The sequence below is a fragment of the Nocardia thraciensis genome (assembly GCF_054782435.1).
The window spans coordinates 1-19,265 of record NZ_BAAGSM010000035.1 but is presented as its reverse complement, the minus strand read 5'-3'; the positions used below and the strand labels follow the sequence as shown (position 1 = coordinate 19,265).

Genomic DNA, 19,265 nt, shown 5'->3' with positions numbered 1-19,265 from the left:
GAGTGTTAGCAAATTTGTGGCTAGCAATCCTCGGGGCGCCGCTGCGGAACCGGAAAACTCGTGCGGGCCGACGCGGGCGAGCTGTCGTACGTGGCTAGTCGGGCGGCGGCTGGCAGCGGGGGCAGAAGTAGATGCCGCGCTCGGCCCGGGTGGCGGTGTCGTCGCCGAGCAGGTGGACCAGCATGGTGGTGCCGCAGCGGCGGCAGGGTTGGCGTTGGCGGCCGTAGGCCAGTGCGCGCCAGGGGGGTTCGTGGGTGGCCTTGGTGAGGATGCGGTGCGCCTCGTCCACCAGGGCCGGGAGGTCGGCTATCGCGCCGACGGGGGTGGCGGGGTGGACGCGGCGCAGGAAACAGGCCTCGCTGCGGTAGATGTTCCCGATACCGGCGAGGTTGCGCTGGTCGAGCAGGGCCAGGCCGATGGGCTGGTCGGGGTGTTGCGCCAGCCGCCGTACCGCTTCCTCGGCGTCCCAGTTCGGCCCGAGGAGATCCGGGCCCAGATGGTCGATGGCGGTGTGCTCGTCGGCGCGGCGGAGCACCTCGACCAGCCCGAGCGAGAAACCCACGGCCTCGGCGTCTTCGGCGGCCAGCACCAGCCGGGCCGTGAACGCGGGTTTGGTCCAGCGCTGGCCCGGTCGGTAAACCCGCCACTCGCCCTCCATCTTCAGGTGGGTGTGGACGCTCACCGCCGGTGTGCGCACGAACAGGTGCTTACCGTAGCTGCCGACGCCCTCGACCGGCTGGCCGCGAAGATCGAGGGTGGCATATCTCGGAACTCGGAAGTCGCTGCGTGTCAGCTTCTTTCCGGCAAGCGCCGCGGCGAGCCGCGTGGCGGTGCGATAGACGACGTCACCCTCGGGCACGTCGGCCCCGACTGCCACTCAAGGCTTGCTCCGCAACCGGAACCCCCGCGGCGTCGGCGCGAAACCCGCCTCTGTGAGGAAGGTGGCGAAGGTGTTGCCGTGCACCGACTCTCCGTCGACCCGGTCGATCACCAGTGAATCGACGCGGCGGTCGCGGACGAGGCCCGCGAGGGCGGCGGCGGCCCGGGTGCGGATCTGCGGATCCTCGGTGAAGGTGAGCAGGGTCTTGCCGCCGCGTTCCAGATACAGGGCGAGTTCGCCGTCGGCCAGGACCACCAGGGCACCGGCCTTGCGCCCCGGGCGGTGGCCGCCGCCCTCGGAGTCCTTCGGCCACGGCAGTGCCGCGCCGTACGGATTGGCCGGATCGCAGGCGGCCAGCGCGAGCGCCTCGCCCGGCGCGCGTTCGGAGCGTTCGGTATCGAACGAGCGCATTCGATCCACCACGTCGGTGGTGGAGAACTGCGCGCCGCCGAGTGAATCCACGAAATAGCCGCGGCGGCAACGGCCGTGGTCCTCGAATTCGGTGAGTACCCGGTACATCAGCGCGAACCCGCCGGGCACGCCCTCGCTCTGCACCGATCCGCGGGTGAGCACGCCGTAGCGCTCCAGCAGGAGATCGGCGGTGGCTTGGGCGCGGACCGTATTGTCCGCGATCCGCTCCGGCAGCAGCGACCAGCGTCCGGCCACGGTCGGGGAGCCGGTCCGGGTCGGCATGGCAGGCCGTGGCAGATAGGCCCTGCCGCGCGGAGTCCTGCGCGGTGTGCGGTGCGCGGAGGTGCTTCGGGTCGCCCCCGACAGCATGGCCCGCACGGGCGCGAAGGTGTCCCCGGCCACGTACCCGGCCCACACCAATTCCCACAGCGCCGAGGTGACCGCGGCGTCGTCGAGCAGCCCGGTGGAGTCGGACAGCTGCCGGAAGAAGTAGGCTCCACCGGCGCCTGGGAGCACTTGGATGCGACCGCCGGTTCCGGCAGCACCTGGGGTCTGCTGTGGCGCAGGCGATTCCGGTACGACCGTCGCTCCCAGTGCGAGCAGCAACTGGACCTGGGTCTCGGTGAGGTCGATCTCGTCGGGCGGGGGGAGAGTGAGCCCGGCCTGCTCGGCGGGATGCAGCGCGATCCAGCCGTCCGTGGCGGTGATCGAGCCGTGCCCGGACCAGATCACCTCGCCGGTGGCCATCAGCTCGTCCAGCATGGCCGGGGAGTAGTCGCGCACCCGCGACGGCAGGATCAGCGACTCCCACGCCGAGGCCGGAATCGGCACGCCCGCAAGCTGTTCGACGACCGCCGCGACACCGTCCACCCCGCGCGCGCCGCCCGTGCCGATGTGCTGCCAGGCGGGCAGGAACCGCGCGAAGGCCGCCGTCGCGACCGGCTCCACCTCCTTGCGCGCCGCGGCCAGCGACCGCCGCCGCAACCGGCGCAGCACCTGGCTGTCGCACCATTCGGCGCCGGTCGAACCGGGCGTGAATTCGCCCTCCACGACGCGCTTTTCGGCGGCCAATCGGTGCAGGGCGGTGGCGGCGACCGCGGGCCCGATCCCGAAGCGGTGAGCCACCGCGTCGAGCATGAAGGGGCCGTGCGTGCGGGCGTAGCGGCCGACCAGATCACCCAGCGGGTCGGCGACCGGCTCGATGAACGCGGCGGGCGTTCCGATCGGCAGCGGCACGCCCAGTGCGTCGCGCAGCCGGGACGCATCCTCCGCGGCCGCCCACCAGGTCTCGCCCGCGAACGAAACCTCCAGGGCGCGACGGGCTTTCGACAGTTCCTCGAACCACGGCCGCGGATCGTCGAGGCTGCGCAGCGCCGCCTCGGCCGGGGTGAGCGGGCCCAGCAGCCGCAGCAGATCGGCCAGGCCCTCCGCGTCGCGGGCCTGCCGCTCGGGCGTGCGGCGCTGCAGTTCTCGCTCGGTCAGGTCGATGACCGCCGCGTCCAGCAACTCGCGCAGCTCGACCCGGCCGAGCAGTTCGGCGAGCAGGGAGGAATCCAGCGAGAGCGCGGCGGCTCGCCGTTCGGCCAGCGGACTGTCGCCCTCGTAGATGAACTGCCCGATGTAGTCGAACAGCAGCGCGTTGGCGAACGGCGACGGCGCCGCCGTCTCCACCTCCACGAGCCGCAGCTTGCGCCGAGCGACATTTCCCAGCAGCTCGTGCAGGGAGGACAGGTCGTAGACGTCCTGCAGGCATTCGCGCACCGTCTCCAGCAGGATCGGGAAATCGGGGAATTTGCGTGCCACATCCAGCAATTGGGCCGCGCGCTGCCGCTGCTGCCACAGCGGGGCGCGGCGGCCCGGATCGCGGCGGGGCAGCAGCAGCGCGCGGGCGGCGCACTCCCGGAATCGGGACGCGAACAGGGCCGAACTGCCGACCTGCTCGGTGACGATCTCGTCTATCTCGTCCGGCTCGAAGACGAACAGCTCGGCGCCCGGCGGGTCGTCGGTGGTGTCGGGCAGCCGGACCACGATCCCGTCGTCGGCGGCGGTCGGCGCGGCGTCCACCCCGAACTGTTCGCGTAGCCGCGAGCCCACCGCCAGGGCCCAGGGCGCGTGCACGGGGAGCCCGTACGGCGAATGCAGGATCAGCCGCCAGTCGCCGAGCTCGTCGCGGAAGCGCTCGACCAGCAGCGTGCGGTCGGTGGGCAGGTGGCCGGTGGCCTGACGCTGCTCGCTCAGCAGGGATACCAGGTTGGCGGTCGCGAAATCGTCCAGGCCCGCGGCGTGCACCACCTGTTCGAGGTCGGTGGACCCCGGGGATGCCGTGGGCGCGCGCTCCACCGCCTGTCCGGCCTTGCGCACGAATTCGCCCAGGGCGCCGCCCAATTCGGCCGGGCGTCCGAGGGAATCGCCGTGCCAGAACGGAAGTCGGCCGGGCAGGCCGAACGCCGGGGTGACCAGGACGCGGTCGTGGGTGATCTCCTCGATCCGCCAGCTGGTGGCGCCCAGGGCGAAGACGTCGCCCACCCGCGACTCGTAGACCATCTCCTCGTCGAGTTCGCCCACCCGCGAGGCTCGTTCGCCGACCATGAACACCGGGAACAGGCCGCGGTCCGGAATCGCGCCGCCGGAGGTGACGGCGAGCCGCTGGGCCCCGGGCCGCCCCGTCAGCGTGCCCGCGTCGCGGTCCCACACCACGCGGGGGCGCAGTTCGGCGAACTCGTCGGACGGGTAGCGGCCCGACAGCAGGTCCAAGACCGATTCGTAAGCGGACCTGGGCAGTGACGCGTAATTGCCGGTGCTCCTGACGATGTCGAACCAGGTGTCGACATCGATCGGATCCAGCGCGCAGGCCGCGACCGTCTGCTGGGCCAGTACATCGAGAGGGTGCGCCGGAATCCGCAGCTCCTCGATCTGCCCGGCCGTCATGCGCATCGAGGTCACCGCGCAGTGGATCACGTCGGTGCGGTGCTTGGGGAAGATCACGCCGCGGGAGATCTCGCCGACCTGATGTCCGGCGCGACCGACCCGCTGCAGCCCGCTGGCCACCGAGGGCGGCGCCTCCACCTGCACCACCAGATCGACGGCGCCCATATCGATGCCGAGTTCCAGGCTGCTGGTCGCGACCACGCAGCGCAGCCGCCCGCTCTTGAGGTCGTCCTCGATCAGCGCGCGCTGCTCCTTGCTCACCGACCCGTGGTGGGCGCGCGCCAGCAGTGCGGCCGCACCGTGGCTCACATCGGAGGGCAGGCCCAGCTGCGAGGGCAGCTCGTGTTCGGTCTCGACCGACTGGCCGACCTGTTCGGCGTAGGTCTCGTTCAGGCGGGCCGTCAGCCGCTCGGACAGGCGTCTCGAGTTCGCGAACACGATCGACGATCGATGCGCGAGTACGAGATCCACGATCGCGGAGTCGACATGTGGCCAGATCGACCCCGGGCGGTCCGACTCGCCGGACTCGTCCGGCTCGGTCATATCCGCCACCGGCACCCGGACCGACAGGTCGAACGTCTTCGGCGCCGGGGGCGACACGATGGTGATCGGCGTCGGGCCCACCAGGAAGCGACCCACCTCCTCCGGCGGGCGCACCGTGGCCGACAGCCCGATCCGCTGTGCCGGACGCTCGGTGAGCAGGTCCAGTCGGGCCAGCGAAAGCGCCAGGTGCGCACCGCGTTTGGAGCCTGCGATGGCGTGCACCTCGTCGACGATCACGGTGTGTACCTCGCTCAGTGTCTCCCGGGCGGCCGAGGTCAGCATGAGGTACAGCGATTCGGGCGTGGTGATGAGGATGTCGGGCGGGGTGCGCTGCAGCGTGCGGCGCGCGGCGGCCGTGGTGTCGCCCGAGCGCACCCCGACGCTGATCTCCGGCGCGGGCAGGCCCAGCCGCTTGGCCGTCTGCGTGACCCCGACCAACGGCGCGCGCAGATTGCGCTCGACATCCACCGCCAGCGCCTTGAGCGGCGAGATGTAGAGCACCGACGTCTTGCGCGGGGTGTCCGACTGCTCCCGCGTGGCCAGCTGGTCGACCGCCCAGAGGAAGGCCGACAGCGTCTTGCCGGAACCGGTCGGCGCGACGACCAGCGTATGCTCCCCGGCCGCGATGGCCTTCCACGCACCCAGCTGAGCGGCCGTCGGTGCGGGGAACGCACCGTCGAACCACTCCTGGGTGGGGCGGGAGAACTGGTCCATGGACCCCAGTGTGCACCCCGGCACCGACAGGAACGCGGGTCGCGCCGCGCGGGCATCAGGAGGGAGCTAAGGCTGGGCAATCGCCGGACGGTCCCGAGCGCCGCGCCGTACGCTTCCATCCGTGCAGAAGGTGCTCCGTCTCGACTTGGTCAGTCACGGCATGACCGAGGCGATGCGCAAGGCACGATTCCCGGTGGACGAACCGCTGACCGAGGCCGGACGCCGCGCGGTCGCCGCCTGCGGCCGCCTGCATGCCGCCCGGGTGCTGATGGCGCCGGAGCGCCGGACCGCGGAAACCGCGGCGTTGCTGGGCCTGCTCGGCGACGAGGACGACCGATTACGCGATATGGACGCCGGGGCGTGGCGCGGCGGCGAGCTGATGTCGGTCCCGCAGGGCGAGCTGTACGCCTGGCTCACCGATCCGAAATTTCGCGGGCACGGCGGGGAATCGGTGCACGACGTGATCGAGCGGACCCGGGAATGGATGATCGATATCGTCGTCGAGGGCGCGCCCACCATTGCCGTCACCCACCCCGCGGTGATTCGCTCGGCCCTGCTCGTCGCTTTGGACGCCCCCGCGAAATCGTTCTGGCGCATCGACATTCCCCCGGTCAGCGTGACGCGGCTGCACTATCGCGGTGAGTGGACGCTGCATTTCAGGGCGTGAGCGGCTGCGTCGACGCGGGGGTCCCCGCCTGCACCAGCGCACGCACCGCGTCGGTGATCAGCCCGGCCGACAGGGACGGGTCGATGGCCCGCTGGATTCCGAGTCCCAACCCCATGCTCAGCACCGTGGTGGCCGCGTCCTCGGGCGGCATCGGCAGCCGCGTGCCGATCGCCTCGGCCAGCGTCTGCAACTGCGCCGCGACCATCCCGCGCACCAGTGACAGGCTGGACACCAGCGCCGCCTGCAGCCGCGGATCCTCCCGCGCGACGATCGCGAACTCGAATTCGAGCATGGTCCAGCCGACGTCGCCGAGCGTTCGCTCGGCCCAGCCCTGAAATCTCGCCAGCCGCTCCTCCAAGCCCTCGCCATCCCGCAGCAGCTCGCTCACCTCGGCGAACTTGGTCTCGTGGATATCGGTGAGCACCTCGAGGCACAGGTCGGACTTGGTGCGGAAGTTCGAGTAGACCGCGCCCTTGGAGTAACCGGCCGACTCGGCCACCCGCTCCAGGCCCGTGCGCGCGTAGCCCTCGGTGAGGAACATCTCGCGCGCGGTGGCCAGCAGATCCGCGCGGGTGCGGGCCTGGCTCTCGGTCCGGGTCAGTCGTGCCATGCGGCAATTCTATGTACCGGCAGATTTCGGATACCGTCGGTATTTACGTTCTGATATGTTCGCAACTATGAGTAACGGCAATCGGCCACAGCGGCGTGGCCTGGCGATCGGGTGCGGCGGCACGCTCGGTGCGGCGTGGATCATCGCGGCCCTGGCCGCCGTGCGCGACGCGCTGGACTGGGATCCGCGGACGGCGGACGTGCTGGTCGGCACCTCGGCCGGGGCGGAGCTGGTGACGATGCTGGGCAGCGGGGTGGGTGTCGACGAACTGGTCGCCATGCAGGACGGGAGCGCCGCGAACCCGGTGCTGGCACGGCATCTGCGTGACGAGCCGGGGCGGTTTCCGCCGCTGCCGCGGCCCGCGCTGGGTGCGGTGCGGATGGCATTGCGCCGCAACCGTTCCGAGCAGGGCCTGCTGACGGCGGGCAGCGGCCTGCTGCCGGTCGGCGGCGGCGACGCGGGGTGGCTGGAGCGGCTGGCGACGGAGCTGAATCCGGGGCGGTCCTGGGTCTCGCATCCGGCGACTTGGCTTGTCGCGATGGACTATTCGACCGGTGAGCGGGTGGCCTTCGGCGCACCGGGCGCCCCCGCGGCACCGATCGGCGCGGCGTTGCGCGCCTCGTGGGCGGTTCCGGGGTGGTTCCGGCCGGTATCCATCGGTGGCCGCCGATACATCGATGGCGGCGCCGCCTCCAGTGTCTCGGCGGATCTACTGGTGCCGCACCAACTGGACGAACTGGTGGTACTGGCGCCGATGGCGTCCACCGGCCGGATCCCCGCCACCGGTCCCGGGCATTTCCTGGAGCGGCAGCTGCGAAACCGCATGAGCGCCAAGCTCGATGCCGAGATCGCGGCCCTGCGAGCGGCGGGGACCAAGGTGCTGCGGGTGGATGCCACCGCCGAAGATCTGGCGGTGATGGGACCCAATTTCATGGACGGCCGCCGACGCCGAGCCACGTTCGAGCACAGCCTGGGCAGCACGCGCCGGGCGGTGGAGCGAGGAGAATTCGTATGACCGACGCCTGGCAGCCGTTCGATCGATCCGGTGGGATCGGGTGCGGCGCGATCGTCCCTTCCGTGCGGTTCTCGTCGCGCGGGTGAGAAAGGAAGCAGCATGAGTCTTTTCGGAGCCGATTACCCCGCCGTCGACCTGCGCGGGGCACGGGTGCTGATCACCGGAGCGGGGCGCGGCATCGGCCAGGCGACCGCGGAACTGTTCGCGGGCAAGGGATCCCAGGTCGCCATCGCCGATGTCGACTTCGGCGCGGCGCAGGCGGCCGCGGCGGCGCTCGGCGGCCGGGCCTACCAGTTGGACGTGCGCGACCGGGAACAGTGGGACAAGGTGATCGCCGACCTGGGTGGCGTCGACGTCTTGGTCAACAACGCCGGGGTGATGCCCGCGGGCGCCTTCCTCGACGAGCCGGATGCGGTGGGTCACACCACGATCGACGTCAATGTGTGGGGCCTGATCCACGGCATGCGGGCGGTGGTGCCGGGCATGATCGAACGCGGCCGCGGGCACGTCGTCAACGTGGCGTCGCTGGCGGGCAAGATCCCGCTGCCCGGCTTGGCGGTCTATAACGCGAGTAAGTTTGCCGCCGTGGGCCTTTCGGCCTCCACCCGACTGGAGTTCGCCGAGCACGGCGTCAGCGTCAGCTGCGTCATGCCCTCGGCGGTGCGCACCCGCTTGTCCTCGGGCCTCACCCTCGGCCACGGCCTGCCGACCGTCGACCCGGAGGATGTCGCGGCGGCGATCCTGGGGACCTGCCAGACCCGCCGCGCCGAGGTCGCCGTCCCGGGCTACCTCAACCTGATCGACGTCGCCCTCGCCGCCGCCCCCGAACCGGCGGTTCGCCTGGTTCGCCGCCTCTTCCACGGCGACCGCGCCCTGCATCCCTCCGACCAGCAGACCCGCGCCGCCTACGAGGCCCAGGTCCGCGCCATCGCCAAGGACCCCGACGCCAGCTGAGATTCCCGAACCCCGGGGCGCGGATGGTCAGCCGAACTGGATGCCCTGGGCGAGGGGGAGGTCGGTGGAGTAGTTGACGGTGTTGGTGGCGCGGCGCATGTAGGCCTTCCAGGAGTCGGAACCGGATTCGCGGCCGCCGCCGGTGTGCTTCTCGCCGCCGAAAGCCCCGCCGATCTCGGCGCCCGAGGTGCCGATATTGACGTTCGCGATGCCGCAGTCGGAGCCGTCGGCGGCCAGGAAACGTTCGGCCTCGCGCTGGTTTCCGGTGAATATTGCCGACGAGAGTCCCTGCGGCACACCGTTGTGCAGCGCGATCGCGGAGTCCAGTTCGTGGTAGGTGAGTACGTAGAGGATGGGCGCGAAGGTCTCCTCGCGCACCACCGCGGTCTGGGCGGGCATGCGCACGATGGCCGGGCGCACATAGTAGGAATCCTCGCCGGCGACCATGACTCGCTCCGCGCCGCACAACAACTCGCCGCCGTCGTCGACGGCGCGGGCGATGGCGTCCTGCATCGACCGGTAGGCGCGCTGGTTGATCAGCGGGCCCACGAGCACGCCATCGTCGAGCGGATTGCCTACGCGCAGTTGGTGATACGCTTTCTCGATCCGGTTCAGCAGGGGGCCGACGATATCCGCGTGCGCGATCAGCCTGCGTAGTGACGTGCAGCGCTGCCCCGCGGTGCCGGCGGCGGCGAAAACCACACCCCGCGTGGCCAGTTCTAGATCGGCCGACGGGGTGACGACGGCGGCGTTGTTGCCGCCCAGCTCGAGCAGGCAACGGCCGAATCGGCCCGCCACCCGCGGCCCGACCGCCCGCCCCATCCGCACCGATCCGGTGGCGCTGATCAGGGCGACCCGCTCGTCGTCGACCAGGCGCTCGCCGACCTCCACCCCGCCCTGGACCAGCTGATGAATATCCGGATCCGCGCCGACCTCCACGGCCGCCCGCCGCAGCAGCGTATGGCAGGCGAGCGCCGTCAACGGCGTTGTCTCCGAAGGCTTCCACACCACCGTGTCCCCGCACACGAGCGCGACGGCGGTATTCCACGACCACACCGCCACCGGAAAGTTGAACGCCGACAGCACCCCGACCACGCCGAGCGGATGCCAGGTCTCCATCAGCCGGTGCCCGGGCCGCTCCGACGGCATGGTGCGCCCGTACAGCTGGCGCGACAACCCCACCGCGAACTCGCAGATGTCGATCATCTCCTGCACCTCGCCGCGGGCCTCCGCACCGATCTTCCCGGCCTCGAGCGTCACCAGCTCGCCGAGTTCGCGGATGTGCTCGGTGAGTAGCTGCCCCAGGCGCCGCACCACGGCCGCCCGCTGTGGGGCGGGAACCGTGCGCCAGGACTGAAAGGCATTGGACGCCTTGGTGATCGCCTCGTCCACCGCGGCGCCGGAACTGGACCGCAGGCTCGCCAGTTCGCCGCCGGTGATCGGCGTTCGCACCGGCAGCGGGCCGGGCTCCGGGCGGGTGGCGCCCAGCGCCGCGAGCAGATGCTCGGCGCGGGAGCGCAATTCGCTGGTCGCGGGGGCGGTGAGTGCCGGTGTCATGCGATGCTCCGTATTCGACAGTGGTGTGCGTGATGACCGGGCGTGTACGTGCATCCGTTCCCGCCACGAGTCCGGGTTGCTGGGTTAGCCTTCGCTGATGGCTGATGCACCGGCGAAACCTGGTCTGGACGACATCGATCGACTGTTGATTCGCGAGTTGATGGCCGACGGCCGGGCCACGCTCTCCAACCTGGCGGAGAAGGCCAACCTGTCGGTGTCGGCGGTGCAGTCCCGGGTGCGGCGGCTCGAGGCGCGCGGGGTGATCCGCGGCTATACCGCCAAGGTCGATCCCGAGGCGCTGGGGCAGATGCTGTCCGCATTCGTCGCGATCACTCCTCTCGACCCCTCGCAGCCCGACGACGCGCCCGCGCTGCTGCAGCACATTCCCGGCATCGAGGAATGTCACTCGGTGGCCGGTGAGGAGAGCTACGTGCTGTTGGTGCGGGTGGCCTCACCACGGCACCTCGAGCAGCTGTTGCAGGAGATCCGCGCGACCGCCAACGTCAGAACCCGAAGCACCATCATTCTGCAGACATTCTATGACAGATGATGCTCGATCGTAATCTTTCCGGAAACCCGTAGCGAAACCGTAAATATTTACGTAACCTGCTGGTGTGACCCTCGAACTGGAGCGCCCCGGGACGGTTGCCGACACCACGCTGGTCACCCCCTCTCGGGTCCACGAAATCCTGTCCGCGAACATCTTGGCCGACGGTTTCGATCTGGTGCTGGATCTACGCGCCTCGCGTGGCCGGCGGCTGATCGATGCCCGCGACGGCACCGGCTATCTCGACATGTTCGGTTTCTTCGCGTCCTCGGCGCTGGGGATGAACCACCCGGCGCTGGCGGACGACGCGGATTTCCGGGCCGAACTCACCGCCGCCGCGCTGAACAAGCCGAGCAACTCCGACATCTACACCGTCGAGATGGCCCGGTTCGTCGACACCTTCGCACGGGTGCTGGGCGATCCCGCACTACCGCACCTGTTCTTCGTCGACGGCGGCGGTCTCGCGGTCGAGAACGCGCTCAAGGCCGCGTTCGACTGGAAGAGTCGACACAACGAGATGCGCGGTCGCCCAGCCGAACTGGGCACCAGGGTGCTCCATTTGACCGGCGCCTTCCACGGTCGCACCGGCTACACCATGTCGCTCACCAACACCGACCCGGTGAAGACCGCCCGTTTCCCGAAGTTCGACTGGCCGCGCATCGATACGCCGTATCTGTCGGAGAGCGTCGATATCGAGGCGGCCGAGGCCCGGGCGCTGGCACAGGCCCGCGCCGCCTTCGCCGAGCATCCGCACGACATCGCCTGCTTCATCGCCGAACCCATCCAGGGCGAGGGCGGCGACCGGCATATGCGCCCGGAGTTCCTGCGGGCGATGCGGGCGCTGTGCCACGAGCACGACGCGCTGTTCGTGCTCGACGAGGTGCAGACCGGCGTCGGCCTCACCGGCGGCATGTGGGCCTACCAGCAGTTGGGCCTGTGGCCGGACGTGGTGGCATTCGGTAAGAAGACCCAGGTGTGCGGGGTGATGGCGGGCGGGCGCGTCGATGAGGTGCCCGATAACGTCTTCGCCGTGAGTTCCCGGCTGAACTCCACCTGGGGCGGAAATCTTACGGATATGGTGCGGGCTCGCCGGATATTCGAGGTGATCGAGAGCCAAGACCTGGCCGCACGCGCCGGTCGGCTGGGTGCGCACCTGCTGTCGCGCCTGGTCGAGCTGGCGCAGCGTCATCCGGAGGTCACCGATCCGCGCGGGCGCGGCCTGATGTGCGCGGTCACGCTGGCCGATTCCACGCGACGCGACGCGGTCGTCACCGAACTGCGCGAGCGTGAGCACGTGTTGATCCTCGGCACGGGCGAGCGCGGCATCCGCTTCCGCCCCCCGCTCACGGTCACCGCCGACGAACTGGACGGTGCCGTGGACGCCCTGGACCGCGTGCTGAGTTGTTTCGGCCGCAGCGTGCCGGAATAAAGATGGGGGCGCGCCGAGGCGTCGACAGCCCGTGACTGATTTGTAGCGCGACATCGCTGGGATGTTGCTGTCAAAGGCGGTGTCGCCCTCTACTATTCGCCGCATGTCGATTTGCCGCCACGACCTTTCGGCCCGGTGCGGCGCATGACCGCACCCCGAGCGCGCCTGGGCGTCCTTGTCGCCGTAGTCGTACTGGCCGGTTGCTCATCGAGCAATGCGGACAAGAAGGAGCCGGAAGCAAGCCCTTCGACTCCGGTAGCCACGACCGGCGCCGAGGCGTCGCCGGTCGCGGCGAACCTGCTGCCGGGCATGCCGCCGCCGCTGTCGGCCACCGACGTCTACGCCGGTGCGCGGGAGCTGAGCCCGGCGGTGTCCGATCATTTGCCCAGGGTTTACGTGCCGAACAGCAAATCGCACACCGTCACGGTGATCGATCCGGCTACCTTCGAGGTGATCGACACCTACTCGTCGCAGGGCGAGGAGCCCCAGCACGTGGTGCCGTCCTACGACATGCAGACGCTGTACGCGACCAACGACCTGCCGATCGGCGGCGGCAGCCTGATGCCGATCGATCCGCGCACCGGCCAGGCCGGTGACCCGCTGCCGGTGCGCGACCCCTACAACATGTACTTCACGCCCGACGGCCGCTACGCCCTCGTCGTCGCCGAGGCGGACAAATCCCTGGACCTCTACGACCCGCGCACCTGGCAGCAGGTCAACGCCATTCCCGTGCCCGATTGCGCCGGTGTGGACCATATGGATTTCACCGCCGACGGCCGCTACGCCCTGGCCAGCTGCGAATTCTCCGGCCGCATGGCGGTGGTCGACATCGCCGCGCTGCGCTTGGTGCGGATGATCGATCTGCCGGGCGGGCCGGAGGGCATGCCGCAGGACGTCAAGCTGTCCCCGGACGGGTCCACCTTCTTCATCGCCGACATGATGGCCGACGGCATGTACACCGTCGACGCCAAGACCTTCGACGTCACCGGACACATCCCGACCGGCAAAGGCGCGCACGGGCTGTACGTCACCCGTGACTCGCGGCAGATGATCATCACCAATCGCGGTGAGGGCAGCCTCTCGGTATGGGATTTCGCGACCCGGGGACTCGTGCACAAGTGGCACATCCCCGGCGGCGGCAGCCCGGATATGGGCAATCTGTCCGCCGATGGCCGGGTGTTCTGGGTGGCGGGCCGTCATCACGACGAGGTGTATGCCATAGACATCGTCGACTGGAAGTTGTTGGCGCGCATCCCGGTCGGTCGAGGTCCGCACGGATTGACGGTGTGGCCACAGCCGGGGCGCTATTCGACCGGCCACACCGGCGTTATGCGCTGAGCAGCCCACAGCGGGGCCGTGTGGCTCAGGGGGCCGCGTACTTCAGGACGGGCGCCGCGTTCGGCCGGTCGGCGCAATTGTGAACTTCCCCCGAGGACGCATCGGATTCCGAATTTTCCGGGTGTCGCGGAAGGGGGATTCTGCCCGCCCCGCACCGCGTTTCACCTGGGATTTTATACTGGCAGCCAGCCAATAGCAGTACTCATCAGTAGGCCCTACTGGAATTTCCCGTCGTCCTGGTACTGGTTACACTCCGGGGCATGACGAGTGTCCAGCAGCAGCCTTCGCCGGGTTCGGCGGGCGCCCCCGATATCCACACCACCGCTGGGAAGCTGGCTGATCTGCGCAATCGGCTGGAAGAGGCCAAGCACCCGATGGGTGAGGCCGCGGTCGACAAGGTTCACGCCAAGGGCAAGATGACCGCGCGCGAGCGCATCCTGGCGCTGCTGGACGAGGGTTCGTTCGTCGAGATGGACGCGCTGGCGCGGCATCGCAGCGTGAACTTCGGCCTGGAGAACAACCGCCCGCTGGGCGACGGCGTCGTCACCGGCTACGGCACCGTCGACGGCCGCGACGTGTGCATCTTCAGTCAGGACGTCACCGTCTTCGGCGGCAGCCTCGGCGAGGTGTACGGCGAGAAGATCGTCAAGGTGCAGGATCTGGCGCTCAAGACCGGCCGCCCGCTGATCGGCATCAACGAGGGCGCCGGGGCTCGCATCCAGGAGGGCGTGGTCTCGCTCGGCCTCTACGGCGAGATCTTCCACCGCAATATCCAGGCCTCCGGCGTGATCCCGCAGATCTCGCTGATCATGGGCCCGGCCGCGGGCGGCCATGTGTACTCGCCCGCGCTGACCGACTTCGTCGTCATGGTCGATCAGACCAGCCAGATGTTCATCACCGGCCCGGACGTCATCAAGACCGTCACCGGAGAGGAAGTCACCATGGAGGAGTTGGGCGGCGCCCACACCCACATGGTGAAATCCGGTGCGGCGCACTACGTCGCCTCCGGCGAGCAGGACGCGCTGGACTACGTCAAGGACCTGCTGAGCTACCTGCCCAGCAACAACCGGGCCGAGGCGCCGCGTTTCCCCGCCAGCGATCCGATCGAGGGCGCCATCGAGGATTCGCTGACCGAAGAAGACCTCGAGCTCGACACGCTGATCCCGGACTCGCCGAACCAGCCGTACGACATGCACGAGGTCATCCGCCGCCTGCTCGATGACGACGAGTTCCTCGAGGTGCAGGCCGAGCGCGCGATGAACATCATCGTCGGCTTCGGCCGCATCGACGGCCGCAGTGTCGGCATCGTGGCCAACCAGCCCACCCAGTACGCGGGCTGCCTGGATATCGACGCCTCGGAGAAGGCCGCGCGGTTCGTGCGCACCTGCGACGCGTTCAACATCCCGATCATCACGCTGGTCGACGTGCCGGGCTTCCTCCCCGGCACCGACCAGGAGTTCAACGGCATCATCCGGCGTGGCGCCAAGCTGCTCTACGCCTACGGCGAGGCCACAGTGGGCAAAATCACCATCATCACCCGCAAGGCCTACGGCGGCGCCTACGACGTGATGGGCTCCAAGCATATGGGCGCGGATGTGAACCTGGCGTGGCCGACCGCGCAGATCGCGGTCATGGGCGCCTCCGGCGCGGTCGGATTCGTTTACCGCAAGCAGCTCGCACAGGCGGCCTCCGAGGGCGCCGACGTCGATGCGCTGCGGCTCGAGCTGCAGAACGAGTACGAGGACACCCTCGTGAACCCCTACGTGGCGGCCGAGCGCGGCTACGTCGACGCGGTCATCCCGCCCTCGCAGACGCGCGGCCAGATCGTCTCGGCGCTGCGGCTGCTGGAACGCAAGATGGTGACCCTGCCGCCGAAGAAGCACGGCAACATTCCGCTCTGATGCGGCGATAAGCGCGGTAGCGGAGGCACACTGCAGTTGTGAGAAAGAACAGCATCTCGCGCGTAACCGCCTCATCCGAGCAAAAATGGTAGGAACAGGCCCTGCGGGGGCTCCGGCACATGGACAGGAGGAGCTGGCGCTGTGACGGCTGTAGCTGATGAAGAGGTATTGCGCGCTGCCGAACTGGATCTGTCGGTCGACGACTTCGTCGCGATGGAGCCGGTGGTCACCGATACCGAATCGAACGCGGGACCCGTCATCCGGATCCTGAAGGGCACGCCCACCGACGACGAGATCGCCGCCCTGGTGTGTGTGCTGGCGGCTGCCGCGGCGAACTCCGCCGCGACATCCGTCGAGACGGGCCCGTCCGACCAGTGGGGCAGGCCGACGCTGATGCACCGCGGGACGTCGCCGTTCTCGCCCTACGCCTTCCCCTACCTGTCGCACCTGCGCGGCTAGATGGAGTTCGTACTCGGCTCCGCCTCGCCCGCCCGGCTGCAGGTGCTGCGGTCGGCCGGTCTGAGCCCGCTGGTGCGGGTCTCGGACGTGGACGAGGACGCGGTGGCCGCGGCGCTGCCGCCCGATACCGCCCCCGAGGGCGTGGTCACCGCGCTGGCCCGCGCCAAGGCCCAGAGCGTCGCCACGACCCTGATCGCGGAGTCCGCCGCCGTCGTCGCGGATTGCGTGGTGGTGGGCTGTGATTCGATGCTGCTGGTGAACGGCGTGCTGCAGGGTAAGCCGCTGACACCGGAGGTGGCCCGGGCACGCTGGGCCGAAATGGCCGGGGGCAGCGCGGATCTGCTGACCGGCCACAGCGTGCTGCGGATCCGCGACGGCGCCGTGACGGCGGAGGCCGCCGACTGCAGCGCCACCACCGTGCATTTCGCCAAGCCCGAGCCCGAGGAGCTGGACGCCTACCTCGCCTCCGGCGAGCCATTGCAGGTGGCCGGTGCCTTCACCCTGGACGGCCGCGGCGGCTGGTTCGTCGACCGCATCGAGGGCGACCCGTCGAGCGTGATCGGAATCGGGCTACCGCTGCTGCGTCGACTGCTTTCCGGCGTGGGAGTCGGCGTTGCGCAATTGTGGGTCGGCACGTAGCTGCGGAGCTACCCGCCCGCCCGCCGGGGCGGCCAACCGAGGCTCGCCGTCCTGTCGCATCTCGGGCAGCTCGGCCGGATCCGGCAGCAGCGTGTTCTCCAGCGCCTCCAGCCGGGCCACGCACATCTCGGGCTCCACGAACGGATGCAGCCGCACGTTGACCGAATCCCGGCCGCCGTTGCGGTCGAGAATCTCGCGCATCAGGCCCAGGTGCACCCCGCACACCACCTCGGAGTGGGTGCGGGCCAGATCACGCAGCGGGCAGGCCGTGAGCCGGATCATGACCTGCTCGTCGGTCTCCGTCGAGGGGTCCCGCTCGGGCGCGAAGCCGAGTTCGGACATCGTCGTCACGGTGACGTCCTTGGCGTCGGCGAGCGAGGCGATCGGCTGGTCCAGTGACTCCAGCTTGGCGCCCCAGGCGCGCCCGGCGGCGATCGCCGCATCCGAGCGGCGGCGCGGATCGCTGCCCAACTGGTCGGCCAGCACCTGGGCGAGATCCTGATAGCCGACCGATCGCTGGACGGCGGTATAGCCGATGCGCGGACGGCCGCGGCCGCGCGGGGGCTGCTGGAACTGCCGCACGAGCGATTCGCGCGTCAGCACGTCCAGATGGAAGCGGACGGTGGTGACGTGCTGCCCGGTGACTCTTGCGAGTTCTTGGGCATCGAGAGGCTCGCTGGCGCCACGTAGGATCGCGAGCAGGCGCCGTCGTGGCCAAGAATCAGACATAGCTCACCCCTCCTCCCGGGAGACTTTATCGGATGAGGCTGCGACTTATTCGCTCTTCACCCGATTCGTGATGTGAAACCGGTTGCTGTAACGCTTCGCACCTACGATCGGAGTGGAACTGCTGACCACCCGTCTACCACGCGTGAAGGACCAAACACCGTGCCCGTCGCCCCGGACCCTCATCCATCCTTCGGCTCCCACGCACACCCTCACCGACTAGTAACCACGGAGTGGCTGTCGGCAAACATCGGCGCGCCGGAACTCAGGATCGTGGAGTCCAACGAGGACGTACTGCTCTACGACATCGGGCACGTGCCCGGCGCCATCAAGATCGACTGGCGGGCTGAGCTTACCGACCCGAGTACGCGGGATGTCATCGACGGTGCCCGTTTCGCCGATTTGATGCGAGCAAAGGGTATCGAGCGCGAGGACACCGTGGTGGTCTACGGGGACAAGGCGAACGGCACGGCCGCCGCCACGCTGTGGGTTTTCGAGCTTTTCGGGCATCCCGACGTGCGGTTGCTCGACGGCGGGCGTGACGCGTGGATCTCCGAGGAGCGCGACACGACCTTCGAGGTGCCCGATGTCGGGCTGGGCGAGTATCCGGTGGTCGATCGGGACGACAAGCGGGCGCGGGTGTTCCTGGACGAGGTGCGGACGCGGCTGGGGCAGTCGCTGATCGACGTGCGCGTGGCGCAGGAGTACACCGGTGAGCGCGATCGCATCACCGATCGGCCGGAGGAGCAGGCGCTGCGGGCGGGACACATTCCCACGGCGGTGAACATCCCCTGGACCGCGGCGATCGCGGGCGACAGCAGGTTCCGGTCCCGCGCGGAGCTGGATCGCATCTACGAGCCCACGCTCGACACGAGCGAGACGATCACCTACTGCCGGATCGGAGAGCATTCGGCGCACACGTGGTTCGTGCTGACGTATCTGCTGGGCCGGGAGAACGTGCGCAACTACGACGGTTCCTGGACCGAATGGAGTAACGCGGTGCGGACCCCGATCGTTAAAGGCGACGAGCCGGGAGAGGTTGCCGACGACGGAGCACCGACCCCCGTCGGCCCGGGCTTCGGGAGCGGTTCAGTCCACCCCCGTTGACGGTGTAAAACGCACTGTTTCGCCACCGTGACGGCCATCCTACTACCCAGTAGGCCCTAGCCCGGGTTCGGCGTCTGTTGGCACACTGCCTACACTCGCTCCAGACGAAAGTTGTCCAAAGCACAGGAGGCTCAGTGCCCAGCCATGCCAACGCGCAGATCACCAAGGTTCTGATTGCCAATCGGGGCGAGATCGCGGTGCGTGTGATCCGGGCCGCCAAGGATGCCGGTATCGCGAGTGTTGCGGTGTATGCGGAACCGGATGCGGATGCGCCGTTCGTGAGGATTGCCGATGAGGCGTTCGCGCTCGGTGGTCAGACGTCGGCGGAGTCGTACCTGGTGTTCGACAAGATTCTCGAGGCCGCGCGTAAGTCGGGTGCCGATGCGGTTCATCCGGGGTACGGGTTTCTTTCGGAGAATGCGGATTTCGCGCAGGCGGTGATCGATGCGGGGCTGATTTGGATCGGGCCGTCGCCGCGGTCGATTCGGGATCTGGGGGACAAGGTGACCGCGCGGCATATCGCCGAGCGGGCGTCCGCGCCGATGGCGGCGGGGACCAAGGATCCGGTCGAGGATGCGACCGAGGTTGTGGAGTTCGCGAAGAAGTACGGTGTGCCGGTGGCGATCAAGGCGGCGTTCGGTGGTGGTGGGCGTGGGATGAAGGTTGCGCACACGATCGCCGAGATTCCGGAGTTGTTCGAGTCGGCGACGCGGGAGGCGACGGCGGCGTTCGGGCGTGGTGAGTGTTTCGTGGAGCAGTATCTGGACAAGGCGCGTCATGTCGAGGCGCAGGTGCTGGCCGATCAGCACGGCAATGTGATTGTGGCGGGGACTCGTGACT

Annotated in this window: 16 protein-coding genes; 11 read left to right on the top strand and 5 right to left on the bottom strand. The window is 69.2% G+C overall.

All coding sequences use genetic code 11. The features are described from left to right. Positions 1–94 precede the first annotated feature (94 nt). Positions 95–859 carry a DNA-formamidopyrimidine glycosylase family protein gene (locus ACYVLQ_RS23660; RefSeq protein ID WP_460699754.1) on the bottom strand — a complete coding sequence of 255 codons (765 nt, stop codon included), beginning with the start codon at positions 857–859 and terminating at the stop codon, positions 95–97. A gap of 18 nt (positions 860–877) precedes the next feature. Beyond that, on the bottom strand, positions 878–5,476 hold the full coding sequence (locus tag ACYVLQ_RS23655) for an ATP-dependent helicase (RefSeq protein WP_460699708.1): 4,599 nt from the start codon (positions 5,474–5,476) through the stop codon (positions 878–880). Positions 5,477–5,597: 121 nt separating this feature from the next. Here ACYVLQ_RS23655 and ACYVLQ_RS23650 point away from each other — a divergent pair, with 121 nt between their 5' ends. Further along, complete coding sequence (locus ACYVLQ_RS23650) at positions 5,598–6,143, top strand: histidine phosphatase family protein (protein ID WP_460699707.1); 546 nt, start codon at positions 5,598–5,600, stop codon at positions 6,141–6,143. Here the strand turns inward: ACYVLQ_RS23650 and ACYVLQ_RS23645 are convergent. Further along, positions 6,133–6,753 (bottom strand): TetR/AcrR family transcriptional regulator, encoded by a 621-nt coding sequence (locus ACYVLQ_RS23645; RefSeq protein ID WP_460699706.1) that lies wholly within the window; start codon positions 6,751–6,753, stop codon positions 6,133–6,135. The two genes, ACYVLQ_RS23650 and ACYVLQ_RS23645, sit on opposite strands and share 11 nt — an antisense overlap. Before the next feature lie 67 nt (positions 6,754–6,820). Between ACYVLQ_RS23645 and ACYVLQ_RS23640 the strand changes: the two genes are divergently transcribed. After that, positions 6,821–7,768 carry a patatin-like phospholipase family protein gene (locus ACYVLQ_RS23640; RefSeq protein WP_460699705.1) on the top strand — a complete coding sequence of 316 codons (948 nt, stop codon included), beginning with the start codon at positions 6,821–6,823 and terminating at the stop codon, positions 7,766–7,768. A gap of 99 nt (positions 7,769–7,867) precedes the next feature. Then, positions 7,868–8,722: an SDR family oxidoreductase gene (locus ACYVLQ_RS23635; protein ID WP_460699704.1), complete on the top strand. Its 855-nt coding sequence runs from the start codon at positions 7,868–7,870 to the stop codon at positions 8,720–8,722. 27 nt (positions 8,723–8,749) lie between these two features. Here ACYVLQ_RS23635 and amaB read toward each other — a convergent pair whose 3' ends face one another. Then, positions 8,750–10,279, bottom strand: coding sequence for an L-piperidine-6-carboxylate dehydrogenase (gene amaB / locus ACYVLQ_RS23630; protein ID WP_460699703.1), 1,530 nt, complete (start codon positions 10,277–10,279; stop codon positions 8,750–8,752). Between the two features lie 97 nt (positions 10,280–10,376). Here amaB and ACYVLQ_RS23625 point away from each other — a divergent pair, with 97 nt between their 5' ends. The 6 genes from ACYVLQ_RS23625 (at position 10,377) to ACYVLQ_RS23600 (ending at position 16,592) form a co-directional block, all read left to right on the top strand. After that, on the top strand, positions 10,377–10,829 hold the full coding sequence (locus tag ACYVLQ_RS23625) for an Lrp/AsnC family transcriptional regulator (RefSeq protein WP_460699702.1): 453 nt from the start codon (positions 10,377–10,379) through the stop codon (positions 10,827–10,829). A gap of 64 nt (positions 10,830–10,893) precedes the next feature. Next, positions 10,894–12,255, top strand: coding sequence for an L-lysine 6-transaminase (gene lat / locus ACYVLQ_RS23620; protein WP_460699701.1), 1,362 nt, complete (start codon positions 10,894–10,896; stop codon positions 12,253–12,255). A 144-nt stretch (positions 12,256–12,399) separates the two neighbouring features. Next, the gene (locus tag ACYVLQ_RS23615; RefSeq protein WP_460699700.1) at positions 12,400–13,593 is read left to right on the top strand and encodes a YVTN family beta-propeller repeat protein; all 1,194 of its coding nucleotides are present in this window, start codon (positions 12,400–12,402) and stop codon (positions 13,591–13,593) included. A gap of 260 nt (positions 13,594–13,853) precedes the next feature. Next, positions 13,854–15,494: an acyl-CoA carboxylase subunit beta gene (locus ACYVLQ_RS23610; RefSeq protein WP_460699699.1), complete on the top strand. Its 1,641-nt coding sequence runs from the start codon at positions 13,854–13,856 to the stop codon at positions 15,492–15,494. Positions 15,495–15,635: 141 nt separating this feature from the next. After that, positions 15,636–15,953 (top strand): acyl-CoA carboxylase subunit epsilon, encoded by a 318-nt coding sequence (locus ACYVLQ_RS23605; protein ID WP_460699698.1) that lies wholly within the window; start codon positions 15,636–15,638, stop codon positions 15,951–15,953. Next, on the top strand, positions 15,954–16,592 hold the full coding sequence (locus ACYVLQ_RS23600; protein WP_460699697.1) for a Maf family protein: 639 nt from the start codon (positions 15,954–15,956) through the stop codon (positions 16,590–16,592). Here the strand turns inward: ACYVLQ_RS23600 and ACYVLQ_RS23595 are convergent. Continuing rightward, positions 16,524–17,321: a helix-turn-helix transcriptional regulator gene (locus ACYVLQ_RS23595; RefSeq protein ID WP_460699696.1), complete on the bottom strand. Its 798-nt coding sequence runs from the start codon at positions 17,319–17,321 to the stop codon at positions 16,524–16,526. The genes ACYVLQ_RS23600 and ACYVLQ_RS23595 overlap by 69 nt on opposite strands. Before the next feature lie 159 nt (positions 17,322–17,480). Here ACYVLQ_RS23595 and ACYVLQ_RS23590 point away from each other — a divergent pair, with 159 nt between their 5' ends. Together ACYVLQ_RS23590 and ACYVLQ_RS23585 are read left to right on the top strand one after the other, a co-directional pair. Beyond that, a complete protein-coding gene (locus ACYVLQ_RS23590) occupies positions 17,481–18,425 on the top strand; it encodes a sulfurtransferase (protein WP_460699695.1) in 945 nt (314 codons plus the stop codon). 134 nt (positions 18,426–18,559) lie between these two features. After that, positions 18,560–19,265: biotin carboxylase N-terminal domain-containing protein (locus ACYVLQ_RS23585; protein WP_460699694.1), on the top strand; the 706-nt coding region annotated here is incomplete at its 3' end.